This is a genomic window from Paenarthrobacter sp. CCNWLY172 (genome assembly GCF_037402035.1).
GTDB lineage: Bacteria > Actinomycetota > Actinomycetes > Actinomycetales > Micrococcaceae > Arthrobacter.
In genome coordinates this window covers 173,992-187,978 of record NZ_JBBEGB010000003.1, presented here as the reverse complement: position 1 = coordinate 187,978, position 13,987 = coordinate 173,992, and the positions used below count along the sequence as shown (strand labels likewise).

Below are 13,987 nucleotides of genomic sequence, written 5' to 3'. Positions count from 1 at the left end.
ATGCGCCCCTCAGGCCGGGCAGTTCTGTTTAATGGGACAGGTATCCGGTTCCGGAACCGGCCGATGATCCGGCAAACCGTGCAAGGACCGTAACGAGTGTGAAGAGGTAACCGTGGAAGACAGGAAGCTGCGTATCGCAGCTGTAGGAGATGAACTGCTCGCGGGCCTGGGGGATCCCCGCGCCTTGGGCTGGCTCGGACGAGTGCTGGCCCGAACGCCCCAGGACGCCGTCGTAGTGGAGAGTTTCCCGCTCCCCTGCCCCATGGAAGGCACTGAGGGCTTGGCCGCCCGGTGGCAGGATGAAGCCGGAAGGCGCTTCAGCGACACCCACGAGAACCGCCTGGTGATCGGACTTTCGGGCCGCGACCTCGAGTTCGGCCTGTCCACGGCGCGCAGTCGATTGAACCTGGCCAACATCCTCGACGGAGCCTCGCACAGCAGCGTGGAGGTCTTCGTGGTGGGACCCCCGCCTACGCTGGACCCGGCACGAAACAAACGGCTCGCGGAACTCAACACAGCTTTCGCCGATGTCACCACGCGGCGCAACCACCACTACGTTGACACGTTCTCTCCCTTGCTCAATCATGAGCAGTGGAGGACGGACCTTGCAGCCAATGGGGGAACACCGGGCCAGGCCGGCTACGGATTGATTGCGTGGCTCGTCCTGCACCGCGGCTGGTTCCAATGGCTTAACATCGCTCAACCGGAGTAGCCACGACAGCAGACCATTGCCTCCAGGCTATTCGCGATATATCGTGATTTTATCAACGCGATATATCGCAATTTGGAGGGATTATGTCTGAGGAACTATGGACCGTCACCGGCCCTCAAACCATTGATGTGGACGATGTCCGCTCTCTGAAACTGGGAATCGTCAAGGGCCGCTTTGACGTTATGACCCACGACCAGCCTTCTGTCCGCATTGAAATCAGCGAAATCACCGGCGACCCCCTCACGGTAACGCTCGTGGACGGCCGTTTGGAAGTGCGCCACCAACTGCAAGGACCGCAGGGGTGGTTTCGCAACCTGATGGGCACCGTCAACAACACCAGTACCAACTCAGTGGTTGTCGGCATCGCCCTTCCGCCCGGTGTGGATGTCGAGGCGGGAACGGTCAGCGGCGACGGCCTGGTGTCCGGGATCAGCGGACGGACACGCCTGAACACCGTCTCAGGCTCCGTTATGGCAGATGGAACCAGCGGCGAGTTGCACGTGAACACCGTCAGCGGCGAGGTCATCGTCAGGAACCACGACGGCGTCCTGACCGCCAAGAGCGTCTCAGGCGAAGTGACCGCTTCGGGCAAGTTCAAGAACGTCCGGGCCAGCACTGTCAGCGGTGACCTCAGCTTCGATCTCCAGGACTATACCAACGACCTCGGGGCGAACTCCGTCTCCGGCGACCTGACCATCAGGCTTCCCCACGACGTCGGCCTGGACATTGTGGCCAAGTCAGCCAGCGGAACCGTAGTGATCGACGACCAGATGTATGCCCAACCCGGCAGCAACGTGCACACGATTGTAGGCCCGGACGAAAAGCTCATGCTGGTGCGCACCAACACGGTCTCCGGCAAGACCTACATCATGCACGGGTCAGCACCGGCACAGGACAACAACCACCCGATCCCCGGGGAAGCGGGCCTCTGATGCCTCCCGTCTTTGCACACGGAGCCCTGCGCCTGTACCTGTTGGCGTTGCTCGAAGCAGGCCCCAAGCACGGCTATGAATTGATCAAGGCCTTGGGCGACCGGTTTGGCGGGACGTACTCCCCCAGCGCAGGGACCATCTATCCGCGTCTGGGCAAGCTGGAGGAAGAGGGCTTGGTAGCCACCGAGACCGAGGGCCGCCGCACCAAATACTTCATCACCGACGCGGGCCTCGCCGAACTTGATGGCCGCAGGGACGAGTTGGCCGACGTCGAAAACACCATTTCCGCCTCCGTCAGGCGGCTCGCCGACAACTTGCGCGAAGATATCCGCACCAATATGCGGGGCCTGCGGGCGGACCTTGCGGCCACTGCTGAAGCGGCCCGCACCACCGCAACCTCAGCACCTTTCCGGAGCCGGCCCGGCGGCTACACCCCTGAGGGCCAGCGCCTGGTGAAGGAAGCCGAGCTCATGGTCCAGTCGTTCAGGGACGATATCCGGGTGGAGCTGCGCCTGCACGGTGCCTCACAACCGCTGACGCCTTTGGCACTGGAAACAGTGCGTACGGTACTGGACCAGGCGCGCATCTCGATCAGGAACTCGCTGCGCAATTGACGTGGAGTTGGCTTCTTCCGGCGCAACAACGTTCCCGGTTCGCGACCCGGCACCCGGATGTGCGAAACTGGAGGGCAGCTCTATTGAGTATCAATCATTGAAGGAGGCCAGCTATGAGCAAGCGTGCACGTAAGCGTCGTGACCGTAAGCGCGGCGGCGCGAACCACGGCAAGCGTCCCAACACCTAAGCCAGCGGCTTAGTGTCACAGGCTTAAGAGCGAGGGCCCCGGAAACCATGCGGTTTCCGGGGCCCTTGGCGTTTGCGTCCGCTGGGATCAGGCTTCTACCGGCTTGATGGAGTGAATCCTGTCCAGAATCGAGTTCTTAAGGTTCTCCGGGGCTGACTCGGTGCACGACCGTTTGACCATGGTACGGATGAGGCACTCGAGGTCATACTGCTCGGAGCACTCCTCACAGGTGTCCAGGTGCTGCTTGATCTCAGTGAGGTCCTCGCGGGTCAACGCGCCGTCGAGGTATTCGTAGATCCGCTGCATTCGCGTATCGTCGCAATCGCCCAATCCCTGGCAGTCGCTCATTTCTCTTTCTCCTGATTGTTGCTTCCGGCCGCGGCCTGGTCTTCGGTGTGGGCCCTGAAGCCCCGTTCGGTGGCGTAGTCCGCCAGCATGTCCCGCAGCATCTTCCTGCCGCGGTGCAACCGTGACATGACCGTGCCGATGGGAGTGTTCATAATTTCAGATATCTGCTTGTACGCGTAGCCCTCGACGTCCGCGAAGTAAACAGCCAGCCGGAATTCCTCCGGGATGGATTGCAATGCGTTCTTGACGTCGGAGTCCGGCAAGTGGTCCAGCGCCTCAGTTTCCGCAGACCTCAACCCCGCAGAAGTATGCGACTCAGCCTTGGCCAACTGCCAGTCCTCGATCGTGTCCGAGTTGGACTGCAGCGGCTCACGCTGCCGCTTCCGGTAGAGGTTGATATAGGTGTTGGTCAGGATGCGGTACAGCCACGCTTTGAGGTTGGTCCCTGGCTTGTACTGGTGGAAAGCCGAAAATGCCTTGGTATAGGCCTCCTGAACCAGATCCTCCGCATCCGAAGGGTTTCGTGCCATCCTCATGGCTGCCGAATACAACTGGTCCACATACTGCATGGCGTCGCGCTCGAAACGCGCACGCCGCTGCTCGGGAGTCTCCGAAGCGACATCGACGTCGGGTGCGGCCACTGCGTCTTCCGCGCCGGCCGCCTGGTACATGGCCGCTGCGGCCGGTTCCGTGGTGCTCATCGTTGCCAAGTCTACTGTCAGCTGCGGGGAATCCGGCTGTGTGCCGTACCCGCGCTCCGGTAGAACCACACGGTCCTTAACCAAAGTCAAAAAATCAACTCCGTTCACCAAGGCGGCAACACCGTGCCGCAGTCCGGTCTCCACCGCACCACTAGTTCACAACGGCCGCCGGTGGGTAAATATTCCGCAAAGGTGCAAGACTAGAGCAGACTGCACCCCTTGAACACAAGACCCATTGACATAGTGTGGCAAGCCATCCAGGAGGCAAGACATGTCTGTTATCCGTTTTCTCGCGCGGCCCATGCTCGCGTCCAGCTTCGTCGTCGCAGGCCTTGACAAGCTCAGGAACGCAGACGATACCGCCAAGCAGCTCTCGCCCGTCCTTCGACGGGCCTCGGAATCGCTGCCCTTCAAAGCCGATGAGAAGACCCTCGCGCGCGTCCTTGGAGGCGCCCAGTTGGGGGCCGGCGCATTGCTCGGGCTTGGGAAGCTCACCCGTTTTGCCGCAACGGTGCTGGCTGTCACATCGGCGTTGAACTCCTACGTCGAATGGCGATCAGCGGATATCAGCACCAAGGAAGGGCGGAGCGCACGCAAGGCCCAGTTGCTGAAGAATATTTCCCTGACAGGCGGGGTCCTTCTTGCCTCGGTTGATACCGAGGGACGCCCCAGCATTGCCTGGCGCGCTGAGCACTTGGCTGCCGACGCCAAAAAGGTGACGGGCAAGCAGATCAAGCGGGCAGACAAAGCAGTACGCAAGGCCGTAGACAACGCAGTTGGAGCATAAGGAAGCATGACGGGGACCACCGCCGCAAATACCGGACCAAGCAAAGCCGCTGCGCTGCCTCTCTGGCCGGCGCCCTACGCCAAAGGGCCCGTGGATGCCACGGTGACGGTACCTGGTTCAAAGTCGTTGACCAACCGCTTCCTGGTGTTGGCGGCTTTGGCGGATGGTCCCTCACGGCTGCGGGCTCCGCTGCATTCCCGTGATTCCGCACTCATGATCCAGGCTTTGCGGCAGTTGGGGGCCACGGTCACGGAGGTTCCCGGCGACGGCGACTACGGCCCTGACCTTGAGATCACCCCGATGGATCCCGCCGCCCCAAGCGCCGGGACAGCCATTGACTGCGGCCTCGCCGGCACGGTCATGCGGTTCGTACCTCCGCTGGCGGCCCTGCGCAAGGGAACTACCGTCTTCGACGGCGACCCCCACGCCCGCAACAGGCCGATGGGCACCATCATCGAGGCGTTGACCGCCCTCGGCGTTTCCGTGGCAGCCGAAGGCGGCAGGACGCCGTCGGCCCTTCCCTTCATGGTGGACGGCACCGGCGAAGTCCGGGGCGGCCACTTAGTGATCGATGCCAGCGCGTCATCGCAGTTTGTGTCCGCCCTGCTGTTGGTCGGCGCCCGTTTTACCGATGGCCTCCACTTGGAGCACGTCGGCAAGCCTGTGCCCAGCCTGGACCACATCACCATGACCGTGGAGGTCCTCCGCAGCGTGGGCGTCACCGTGGACGACTCCGTACCCAACCACTGGCGGGTCTCCCCCGGGCCCATCCACGCCTTTGACCAGAGGATCGAGCAGGACCTTTCCAACGCCGGCCCCTTCCTGGCCGCAGCCTTGGCAACACAGGGCACAGTACGGGTCACCAATTGGCCGGAAGGCACCACCCAGGTTGGCGATATGTGGCGGACCATCCTGGCCACCATGGGAGCCAGCGTCACCATGGAGGACGGAACCCTCACCGTGACCGGCGGAACGGTCATCAAGGGCGCCGACTTCGACGAAACCAGCGAACTCGCGCCCACCGTTGCCGCCTTGTGCGCTCTGGCTGCCGGCCCCTCGCGGTTGACGGGGATTGCCCATCTCCGTGGCCATGAAACGGACCGGCTTGCGGCACTCGTTGCTGAAATCAACTCCCTGGGCGGTGACGCCGAAGAGACCGCCGATGGCCTCATCATCCGCCCCGCGGCTCTGCACGCCGGAGTGGTCCACAGCTATGCCGACCACCGCATGGCCACTGCCGGCGCCATCCTGGGCCTCGCCGTGGAAGGCGTCCAAGTGGAAGACATCGCCACCACGTCCAAGACCATGCCGGAGTTCCCGGAAATGTGGACCCGAATGGTGGGGACCATCTCCAGCACGGATGGGGCACAAAACTGACCATGGGCCGCGATGCACGCTCCTGGGACGAATCCGACGTCCGGATCCGACCCAACAAAAAAGGGTCCAGGCCACGGACCAAGGACAGGCCCAGCCATGACGACGCCGTCATCGGGCGGATCATCACCGTTGACCGCGGGCGGTACAGGGCGATTGTGGGCGAGGATTCCGCGAACGCACGCGTCGTCATCGCTGCGCGCGCCCGCGAACTGCGGCGTAACCCGGTAGTACCCGGGGACTTCGTCGCTTTGGTGGGGGACGTCTCCGGTTCGCCGGACACGCTGGCGCGGCTGGTCCGGGTGGAAGAACGACGAACCCTCCTGCGACGCAGCGCGGACGACACCGACCCCATCGAACGCGTAGTGGTGGCCAACGCCCATCAGTTGGTCATTGTTGTTGCAGCCGCCAACCCTGAACCGCGCACGGGATTCATCGACCGCGCCTTGGTGGCAGCCTACGACGCCGGCATTGAGCCGTTGCTGCTCATCACCAAGGCGGACGTCAAGGATCCGGCAGAATTGCTTGCCAACTACCTCAGCCTGGACTTCCCCGTCATCATCAGCCGCACGGCGGACTCCGAAGCAGGCGGCATCGACGCCCGCTCCGATGACGGCCTGTCCGCACGGTTGGACCGCGACGCCGTAGCCCAGTTGCGCTCCCACCTCGGGGGCAAGGTCACCGTGATGCTCGGCCACTCGGGCGTGGGCAAGTCCACCATGGTCAATGCGCTGACAGGGGCGGAGAGGGCCACCGGCGGCGTTAACGCCGTGACAGGCCGGGGCCGGCATACGTCCTCCTCCGCTTTGGCCCTGAAACTCGCCGACGCCCCGGCCGGCAGTTGGATCATCGATACCCCGGGCATCCGGTCCTTTGGCTTGGCCCATGTGGACCCTGACCGGATTCTGCATTCCTTCCCGGATCTTGAACCCGGAACTGAAGCCTGTGAGCGGGGATGCAAGCACGACGCCACGGCCATCAACTGCGGACTGGATCCGTGGGTTAACAACGGCCATGCAGGACCTTCAGGAGCAGCGCGGTTGGCCTCGTTGCGCCGGTTGCTCGGTGCCGACCCCCGGATGGAAGCAAAGGAGACCAAGGAACTGGGCACCGTCAACTGATCGTTGCGGCTTCACGTCCCCGCTGCAGGGAGCGTTTCAGGATAGTTTGGTGGCATGACCCATCCCGTTTCCACCTACAACGATGACCTGCGCCTTGCCCACGTCCTCGCTGACTCAGTCGATGCCCAGACCATGGACCGCTTCAAGGCCCTGGACCTGAAGATCGAAACCAAGCCAGACCTCACACCTGTCACTGACGCCGACAAAGCAGCGGAGGAAGCCATCCGGGGTCAGCTCTCCCGGTCCCGCCCCCGGGATGCTGTCCTTGGCGAGGAGTTTGGCAGCAGCGGACACGGCTCACGGCGTTGGATCATTGATCCCATCGACGGGACCAAGAACTTTGTCCGGGGCGTACCGGTGTGGGCAACATTGATCGCATTGGTTGATGAGGGTGAACCCGTGGTTGGCGTCGTCAGTGCACCCGCCTTGGGAAAACGCTGGTGGGCTGCCAAGGACATGGGCGCCTACATGGGCCGGTCCCTTGCCGCGGCCACCCGTTTGAAGGTCTCCAACGTTTCCCGCCTGTCCGATGCCTCCTTGTCCTACTCAAGCCTGTCCGGGTGGAAGGACCGCGGAAACCTGGATGAGTTCCTGGGGCTCACAGAGGATGTATGGCGAACCCGGGCCTACGGCGATTTTTGGTCATACTGCCTGGTGGCCGAGGGTGCAGTGGACATCGCGTGCGAGCCTGAGCTGAACCTGTACGACATGGCAGCCCTCGTCCCGATCGTTACGGAGGCCGGTGGCCGTTTCACCTCCCTGGAAGGCGACGACGGTCCGTTCGGCGGCAACGCGCTGGCCACCAACTCCATCCTTCACTCGGAAGTCCTCAAGCGGCTCAACCCGGGCCTGGACGACCTGCTCTAGGCAGGTTCGTTTCAGGGCACGCACGCTGCTTTTCACCGAATATTCGACGGCGGACGCCTCCTTTTCGAGGCGTCCGCCGTTTTTTCTTCGCCAGATCGGCGATTTACAACCCGGCGTAACAAAGTGCTTAACAAAGCGAAGTGACTTTGGAGGGGCCATCGGAGGTGCCCTAACCTTTTTTACAGGTCACGAGTGCCAGCGCTAAACCCCGGTTTGCTGGCCGGCAACCCTCCATTCGCGGCGGGGTGCCCCGGGTGACGACCCGGCCGGTCCGGAACGGATGCGGCAAGCGCGGATCCCCCTCCGGGGATCCCTCTTGAGTGAGGTCCCATGAGCACAGTTACGTTCGACTCAAACATCATTCCGTCTTTCGCCGGTGAAACCCCGTCTCAGGCAGCTCCCGCTGCACGGCCACTCGCCGCCGTCACTGGCGCTGAGCTGCAGGCACCGCTGATCCAGGGCGGCCACGTCCGCTATGCCAATCTGGACTACGGCGCATCGGCTCCGGCCCTGACCATCGTCTCGGCCTACCTCAACGAGGTCCTTCCTTACTACGCCAGCGTTCACCGCGGCGCGGGTTTTGCGTCCCAGATCAGCACCTCGGTCTATGAGAATTCGCGCAGTATTGTCCGTGAGTTCGTCGGCGGGCGTCCCGACGATTCCGTGATTTTCACGCGAAACACCACAGACTCCCTGAATCTCCTGGCAGGCTGCCTTCCGCAGATTGACGGCCGTTTCTCCGGGGAAGTCCTTTATCTGGACATCGAACACCACGCCAACCTTCTCCCTTGGCAGGGTGTCCCGCACCGCAGCGTCGTAGCGGCCACCACGTTGACCGCCACCGTGGACAAGCTCCGCGACGAATTGGCCCAAGGCGGGGTCAGCCTGCTCGCCGTCACTGGCGCCTCCAACGTGACAGGTGAAATCCTGCCGATCGCAGAACTCGCTGCACTGGCGCACGAATACGGTGCCAGGATTGTTGTGGATGCCGCCCAATTGGCACCCCACCGCCGGATCAACATCACGGAGGACGACGTTGACTACGTGGTGTTCTCCGGTCACAAGCTGTATGCCCCCTTCGGCGCAGGCGTCGTAGTGGGGCGCCCGGACTGGCTCGACGCCGGGATCCCCCACCTGGCTGGTGGCGGCGCCGTCCGTGAAGCCCGCCTCGACTCGGTGAGCTGGGCAACGGGCCCTGCCCGCCACGAAGGCGGCTCCCCCAATGTCCTGGGTGCCGCAACCCTCGCCCGGGCCACCCAGGTCCTCGCCGGGCTGGACCAGGAGGCGTGGCACGCCCATGAAGCCGCCATCCGCAGGTACCTGGTGGATGGCTTGGAGGCCATCGACGGCGTGACCGTGCACCAGATCTTCACTGACTCAGATGACACCATCGGTGTGGTCAACTTCTCCGTGGAAGGATTCGACGCCGGACTGGTGGCGGCGTATCTGGCCGCCGAGCACGGAGTTGGCCTCCGGGATGGACGCTTCTGCGCCCACCCACTGCTCAAGCGACTCGGACTTCCCTCAGGCTCCTTGCGTGCCAGCTTTGGCGTCGGCTCCCGGTTGGAGGACGCCACGAGGCTGCTCGCAGGCATCGAGGGGCTTAAGCGCAACGGGTTGGGCTGGGACTATGTGGTGGACGAGGGCCGCTGGGTACCTGCCAACGACCACCGGACCTACCCGGAATGGGCGCCCAACACGCCCGGCACTGCAGGCGCTGCTCCTTGCACTGTTGACTAAACGCGCTTTACCGCGGCTGCGGTAAATTCGTAGGGTATCTTTTGGCGACCCTGTGAAGGAGTTTTTGGTGGCATTGCCCTCTCCGGCCGCCTCCAGCGGACGGCCCGGCGTTCCCGGACCCGCCGGACCGCGTGGTCCCAAGCTCCACGCTGACCGTCGGAACGAGTTCGGCCAGAGCTTCCAGGACGGTGGCGAGCACTACGATCGAGTGCGGCCCGGTTATCCCCGGGAGTCCGTCGAATGGTTTGTTCCCCAGGGGGCCACGACTGCTGCGGATCTCGGAGCGGGTACTGGCAAGTTCACGGCCCTCCTCGTGGAGCGCGGACTGGACGTTGCCGCCGTCGACCCTTCCACCGACATGCTGGAGCAGCTGCGCAAGTCCCAGCCGCACGTCACCGCGCTGGAGGGAACAGCTGAAGCAACAGGACTGACGGACTCAGCATTCGACGTCGTCAGTGTTGCCCAGGCCTGGCATTGGTGCGACCCACTGGCCGCGAGCACCGAGATAGCCCGTATCCTCCGGCCGCACGGGACCTTGGGACTGGTCTGGAACCAGCTGGATACCGACGTGCCCTGGGTTCATCGGCTCTCGCGCATCATGCATGCCGGAGACGTCCACAAGCCAGGTTTCCGTCCACTGATCGGCCCGGAATTTTCCGGCGTGGAAAGCCACTTCACCCGCTGGTCGGATGCCTTGACGCCCGAAGACATCATGGAGCTGACCAAGTCGCGGAGCTATTATCTCCGCGCCAACGACGCCACCAGGGCGAAAGTCATGGGCAACCTGGAGTGGTACCTCTATGAGCATCTGGGGCACGCACCGGGAGACAGCGTTCCACTGCCGTACGTGACGCAGACCTGGCGGGCGTTCAAGGTGCGCGCTGCGCGGCCACGGTAGGCTTGAGGTGTGAAGACCAGTACGCCCTCCTCCTCGATTGAGGACTACGTCAAGGTCATCTACTCGTACACAGAGTGGCAAGACAAGCCGATAACGTCCTCCCAGCTTGCCCAGCGCCTGGGTGTGGCTAATTCCTCCGTGTCTGAAATGGTCCGCAAGCTCAAGGACCAGGGACTGGTGGACCACCAGCCCTACAGCGCCATTCGCCTGACACCCGCGGGCATGCGCCTGGCATTGGCCATGGTGCGCCGGCATCGCCTCATTGAGACCTATCTGGTGGAAGAACTCGGGTACAGCTGGGATGAGGTCCACGATGAAGCTGAGATGCTGGAGCATGCAGTGTCGGATACCTTCATCGAGCGAATGTCCGACAAACTTGGCCACCCCGTCAGGGACCCGCACGGTGATCCGATCCCTTCGGCGGATGGCTCCGTTGAACTGCCGCACGCCTACCGCATGATTGAACTGGACCAAGGCCACTCCGGCCGTATCACCAGGATCAGCGACGAAAACCCGGATCTCCTCAGATACCTGGCAGCGGAAGAGATCACCCTCGACGCCCCGGTTGAAGTGGTCGGCCGCAAACCGTTCGGCGGAGCACTGGTGGTGCGGATTGGGAGCGGCGCCTCAGGCCGCGAGTTCGATCTTGCCGACGAAGTCACGTCCGCACTCTGGGTCCAGAGCGCTGAAGCCCACGAGGGCTGCGTCCTTCCCGCCCGCTGACCCAACCCCGGCGGGAGCTCAGCCGGGATGCCCGGCCGCCCCGCCGTCGTCGGACGCTGCATCAGGTTGGCTGTCAGCGGCAATTGCCGCCCCCTTGGGCGGATTTCTTATCCCGACGGCGGAAGCTACTGCCCCGGTCAGGAACAGTGCGGCTGTGACCAACAGGGCGTTGTACAAACCATCGCGGCTGAAGATCGGCCCCACGATCAGTCCCGCGAAGGCAATGGTGATCAAGCCGGCAATGCGGGCAACGGCGTTGTTGACCGCCGAACCAATTCCCGCCTCTTCGGGCGGGACAGCACCAAGAATGGCGGCTGTCAGGGGTGCCACCAAGGTAGCCAATCCCACTCCGAAAACAATCTGGCCCGGCAGTACCTGTGTCCAATAATTCAACGGCTCCTGGACCGACAACGACATCAGGAAGCCCACACCACACAGCAGCGGACCCACGGTCATGAACCATCGGGGCCCGTACTTCCCTGCCAAGCCACCAAAATACGAGGCACACAGCATGAGGATGACGGTGCCAGGCAGCAGGGCGATGCCCGCCATAGTGGCAGCCATCCCCCCAACTTGCTGAAGATAGATGCCCAAAACAAAGAACCCCAGGGAAATTCCACCGTAAATGGCCAGCGTTGCCAGGTTGCCCCACCCAAAGTTGCGGATCGCGAAGAGCCTGAGTGGCAGCATGGGCTCGGCAGTCCTTGCCTCATGGAGCAGGAAAAGCACCATGGCTGCGATGCCGGCCACCAGTGGCAACCACACCTGCACGCTCCCCCAGCCCATGCGGCTCTGTTCGATGAACGCAAACACCGGGCCACCGAGGCCCACCATGGCCAGGACGGCTCCGAGGTAGTCAATATGTTTGCTCTTGTCCCTCGCGGCGTCGGATGCCCGGAGACCTGCGAGCATGGGCCAAATGGCAACGGCGGGAATGACATTGATGAAGAAGATGACCCGCCAGGAAAGCAGGTCCACCGCCATGCCGCCAATCACCGGACCCACGATGGCCGCAGCGCTGGTCCAGCCGGACCACTGGCCGATTGCTTTGGATTGGGCCGGACCGGTGAACGAGGTAATAATCATGGCCAGCGAACTGGGGACCAGGAGGGCCCCTGCAATACCCTGCAGTGCCCGCGACACCACCAGGACTTCGCCGGACCACGCCAGCCCACACAAGACCGAGGTCACCGCGAAACCCGCCAGGCCCCATTCGAGGATTCGCGCCCTGCCGAAATGGTCGGACAACGAGCCGGCCACCAGGATCAACGCACCCAAGGTCAGCAGGTACGCGTCTACTACCCATTGTTGGATGACCAGGCCGCCACCGAGCTCCCTGCCGATGGCAGGCAGTGCGAGATTGACCACAAAACCATCGAGGATGGCGATGAACGACGCCACGATCGCCACCACCAGCACGCGTTTCTGTAGCGAAGTACTCGGCAGAAGCGCGGCAGCGTCAGTCATGAGCACAGCCTACGCCCGTGAAGTCCCGTATCGTTGAGTGGTGATCAGCAGACGTGATGCCGCATTGGCCCTTGATATTTCGATGGAAATGGCACAGCGCCACGGTATTCCGTCCAGGCTTTCCGAAGCCGAACTCCGCGACATGCAAGACAATCCCCCCGCTTGGTTGGTGCAGTCGCGCGCCAACCGTACCGGCAAACGCCCCGTCTGGGTCCATCTGACCTGTGCCGTGTGCGGCTATTCCGAGGCCATTAGGCCCAAAAAGTGGTGGCCGGACTTTTCCTTCGTCTATTGCGGTACCCACCGGAGCAGTGACCTTCCCAAGCTCTTCCTCGGGGAAGTACGCAGCGAATACGAGGGGGTCGGCAGCCGCTTCGTGGGCGTCGTCGATGTTCCGGAGAGCAAGGCCTAGCTTCCGTTCACGGCTGGACCATCTCGGAGGGCACCGCAAGAATCTGCACTGGTTTCCCCTCCCGCAGCACGGTCAGGGGGAAGGGTTGGCCAATGGCCTCTTCGAACAACAACTTCTGCAGGCTCTCGGCACTGGACACAGCCCGTCCCTGGGCGCGGAGCACGATGTCCCCGGGTTGAAGTCCGGACAGCTCCGCTGGAGACTGTGGAATCACCTCTACCACCCGCAAGCCTTCCTTCTGCCCCGTCCGTACAACGGCACTTGCATCCAGGGGAATTGGCGTGCTCACCAAACCCAAATACGCACGGTGCACCCGGCCATCCCTCAGCAGGGACGCGATAATGCGCTGAGTGGTGGTGTTGATGGGCACGGCCAAACCCAGGCCCAATCCTGCTACCGCGGTGTTGATGCCCACGATGCGGCCGCGGGTATCGGCCAAGGCTCCGCCGGAATTCCCCGGATTCAGGGCAGCGTCCGTTTGGATCACATCCTCGATGACCCGCTGGTGTTCGCCCGCCCTGACGGGAATGGACCTGCCCAACCCACTGACGACGCCCGCAGTCACCGAGCCGGCCAGACCCAGCGGGTTTCCCACGGCGATCACCAACTGGCCCACCTTCAGGATTTCGGCATTGCCCAGCACTGCCGGAGGCGGCGTGGACTTCACGCCACGGACCACGGCGAGATCGGATAAAGGATCCGCGCCCACCAACTCCACGTCCGTGTGTCTCCCGTCGGCGAACACAGCCCGGCCGGACCGGATACCAGCCACTACATGGGCGTTCGTCAGCATGTATCCATCGCCGGTGAAGACCACGGCCGAGCCACTGCCCTTGCGGATCTGGCCCCTCCGGCCGGTGCTGGTCATCTCGATGGCGGCGACGTGGGGTGTCACAGATTCCGCAACCCGGACCACGATCTTCGAGTACGCATCCAAGGCCTGCTCGTCGTCGTCAGGGTCTTGCAGTTCGAAGTCCGGTTCAGTGCTCATCACGTGCCTCCTGCCACCGCTCCGCCGTGGTTCGGCGCTTATCCAGTTCAACCGCCGGCCCTTGGCTGGTAGTCCTGCGGACAGTACGCCGTGGGTGAACGTGGAAGTGTCC

At 63.2% G+C, this 13,987-nt stretch carries 16 protein-coding genes and 1 riboswitch; of the genes, 12 read left to right on the top strand and 4 right to left on the bottom strand.

Annotated elements, in window-relative coordinates:
- Nucleotides 1–112 precede the first annotated feature (112 nt).
- The 4 genes from WBN73_RS05695 to WBN73_RS21430 all read left to right on the top strand — a co-directional run bounded on the left by WBN73_RS05695 (nucleotide 113) and on the right by WBN73_RS21430 (nucleotide 2,446).
- Nucleotides 113–712: a GDSL-type esterase/lipase family protein gene (locus WBN73_RS05695; RefSeq protein ID WP_207593932.1), complete on the top strand. Its 600-nt coding sequence runs from the start codon at nucleotides 113–115 to the stop codon at nucleotides 710–712.
- Between the two features lie 83 nt (nucleotides 713–795).
- Nucleotides 796–1,644 carry a DUF4097 family beta strand repeat-containing protein gene (locus WBN73_RS05690; RefSeq protein ID WP_337339723.1) on the top strand — a complete coding sequence of 283 codons (849 nt, stop codon included), beginning with the start codon at nucleotides 796–798 and terminating at the stop codon, nucleotides 1,642–1,644.
- The gene (locus WBN73_RS05685; protein ID WP_207593934.1) at nucleotides 1,644–2,258 is read left to right on the top strand and encodes a PadR family transcriptional regulator; all 615 of its coding nucleotides are present in this window, start codon (nucleotides 1,644–1,646) and stop codon (nucleotides 2,256–2,258) included. Before WBN73_RS05690 ends, WBN73_RS05685 begins: the two co-directional genes overlap by 1 nt.
- Nucleotides 2,259–2,371: 113 nt before the next feature.
- Entirely contained in the window at nucleotides 2,372–2,446 is a 75-nt protein-coding gene (locus WBN73_RS21430; RefSeq protein WP_369299106.1) for a 50S ribosomal protein bL37, read from the top strand.
- An 87-nt stretch (nucleotides 2,447–2,533) separates the two neighbouring features.
- On the opposite strand, the gene rsrA is transcribed toward WBN73_RS21430, so the two are convergent.
- Both rsrA and WBN73_RS05675 read right to left on the bottom strand, forming a co-directional pair.
- On the bottom strand, nucleotides 2,534–2,794 hold the full coding sequence (rsrA, locus tag WBN73_RS05680) for a mycothiol system anti-sigma-R factor (RefSeq protein WP_159707456.1): 261 nt from the start codon (nucleotides 2,792–2,794) through the stop codon (nucleotides 2,534–2,536).
- The gene (locus tag WBN73_RS05675) at nucleotides 2,791–3,585 is read right to left on the bottom strand and encodes a sigma-70 family RNA polymerase sigma factor (protein WP_089597498.1); all 795 of its coding nucleotides are present in this window, start codon (nucleotides 3,583–3,585) and stop codon (nucleotides 2,791–2,793) included. The genes rsrA and WBN73_RS05675 overlap by 4 nt, the downstream gene beginning before the upstream one ends.
- Nucleotides 3,586–3,766: 181 nt before the next feature.
- Between WBN73_RS05675 and WBN73_RS05670 the strand changes: the two genes are divergently transcribed.
- The 7 genes from WBN73_RS05670 to WBN73_RS05640 all read left to right on the top strand — a co-directional run bounded on the left by WBN73_RS05670 (nucleotide 3,767) and on the right by WBN73_RS05640 (nucleotide 11,005).
- Nucleotides 3,767–4,282 carry a DoxX family membrane protein gene (locus WBN73_RS05670; protein ID WP_207593935.1) on the top strand — a complete coding sequence of 172 codons (516 nt, stop codon included), beginning with the start codon at nucleotides 3,767–3,769 and terminating at the stop codon, nucleotides 4,280–4,282.
- Nucleotides 4,283–4,288: 6 nt separating this feature from the next.
- A complete protein-coding gene (aroA, locus tag WBN73_RS05665; protein ID WP_280623110.1) occupies nucleotides 4,289–5,659 on the top strand; it encodes a 3-phosphoshikimate 1-carboxyvinyltransferase in 1,371 nt (456 codons plus the stop codon).
- 2 nt (nucleotides 5,660–5,661) lie between these two features.
- On the top strand, nucleotides 5,662–6,777 hold the full coding sequence (gene rsgA / locus WBN73_RS05660) for a ribosome small subunit-dependent GTPase A (RefSeq protein ID WP_337339724.1): 1,116 nt from the start codon (nucleotides 5,662–5,664) through the stop codon (nucleotides 6,775–6,777).
- Nucleotides 6,778–6,831: 54 nt separating this feature from the next.
- Nucleotides 6,832–7,644, top strand: a complete 813-nt coding sequence (gene hisN / locus WBN73_RS05655; RefSeq protein WP_207593938.1) for a histidinol-phosphatase — start codon at nucleotides 6,832–6,834, stop codon at nucleotides 7,642–7,644.
- 184 nt (nucleotides 7,645–7,828) lie between these two features.
- Nucleotides 7,829–7,942: riboswitch (SAM riboswitch) on the top strand.
- A 32-nt stretch (nucleotides 7,943–7,974) separates the two neighbouring features.
- The gene (locus tag WBN73_RS05650; RefSeq protein WP_337339725.1) at nucleotides 7,975–9,384 is read left to right on the top strand and encodes an aminotransferase class V-fold PLP-dependent enzyme; all 1,410 of its coding nucleotides are present in this window, start codon (nucleotides 7,975–7,977) and stop codon (nucleotides 9,382–9,384) included.
- 73 nt (nucleotides 9,385–9,457) lie between these two features.
- Complete coding sequence (locus WBN73_RS05645) at nucleotides 9,458–10,282, top strand: class I SAM-dependent methyltransferase (RefSeq protein ID WP_337339803.1); 825 nt, start codon at nucleotides 9,458–9,460, stop codon at nucleotides 10,280–10,282.
- 9 nt (nucleotides 10,283–10,291) lie between these two features.
- The gene (locus WBN73_RS05640) at nucleotides 10,292–11,005 is read left to right on the top strand and encodes a metal-dependent transcriptional regulator (protein WP_337339726.1); all 714 of its coding nucleotides are present in this window, start codon (nucleotides 10,292–10,294) and stop codon (nucleotides 11,003–11,005) included.
- A gap of 18 nt (nucleotides 11,006–11,023) precedes the next feature.
- Here the strand turns inward: WBN73_RS05640 and WBN73_RS05635 are convergent, their stop codons facing one another.
- Nucleotides 11,024–12,478, bottom strand: a complete 1,455-nt coding sequence (locus tag WBN73_RS05635; RefSeq protein ID WP_443193250.1) for an MFS transporter — start codon at nucleotides 12,476–12,478, stop codon at nucleotides 11,024–11,026.
- A gap of 76 nt (nucleotides 12,479–12,554) precedes the next feature.
- Between WBN73_RS05635 and WBN73_RS05630 the strand changes: the two genes are divergently transcribed.
- Nucleotides 12,555–12,884, top strand: a complete 330-nt coding sequence (locus WBN73_RS05630) for a hypothetical protein (protein ID WP_280628015.1) — start codon at nucleotides 12,555–12,557, stop codon at nucleotides 12,882–12,884.
- Between the two features lie 7 nt (nucleotides 12,885–12,891).
- On the opposite strand, the gene WBN73_RS05625 is transcribed toward WBN73_RS05630, so the two are convergent.
- A complete protein-coding gene (locus WBN73_RS05625) occupies nucleotides 12,892–13,875 on the bottom strand; it encodes a S1C family serine protease (protein ID WP_337339728.1) in 984 nt (327 codons plus the stop codon).
- Nucleotides 13,876–13,987: the final 112 nt, after the last annotated feature.

Bases quoted from the DNA above. Each gene is read 5' to 3' on its own strand.
- WBN73_RS05690 (WP_337339723.1), top strand. From the start codon at position 796: ATGTCTGAGGAACTATGGACCGTCACCGGCCCTCAAACCATTGATGTG.
- WBN73_RS05685 (WP_207593934.1), top strand. From the start codon at position 1,644: ATGCCTCCCGTCTTTGCACACGGAGCCCTGCGCCTGTACCTGTTGGCG.
- rsrA (WP_159707456.1), bottom strand. From the start codon at position 2,794: ATGAGCGACTGCCAGGGATTGGGCGATTGCGACGATACGCGAATGCAG.
- WBN73_RS05670 (WP_207593935.1), top strand. From the start codon at position 3,767: ATGTCTGTTATCCGTTTTCTCGCGCGGCCCATGCTCGCGTCCAGCTTC.
- aroA (WP_280623110.1), top strand. From the start codon at position 4,289: ATGACGGGGACCACCGCCGCAAATACCGGACCAAGCAAAGCCGCTGCG.
- rsgA (WP_337339724.1), top strand. From the start codon at position 5,662: ATGGGCCGCGATGCACGCTCCTGGGACGAATCCGACGTCCGGATCCGA.
- hisN (WP_207593938.1), top strand. From the start codon at position 6,832: ATGACCCATCCCGTTTCCACCTACAACGATGACCTGCGCCTTGCCCAC.
- WBN73_RS05650 (WP_337339725.1), top strand. From the start codon at position 7,975: ATGAGCACAGTTACGTTCGACTCAAACATCATTCCGTCTTTCGCCGGT.
- WBN73_RS05630 (WP_280628015.1), top strand. From the start codon at position 12,555: ATGGAAATGGCACAGCGCCACGGTATTCCGTCCAGGCTTTCCGAAGCC.
- WBN73_RS05625 (WP_337339728.1), bottom strand. From the start codon at position 13,875: ATGAGCACTGAACCGGACTTCGAACTGCAAGACCCTGACGACGACGAG.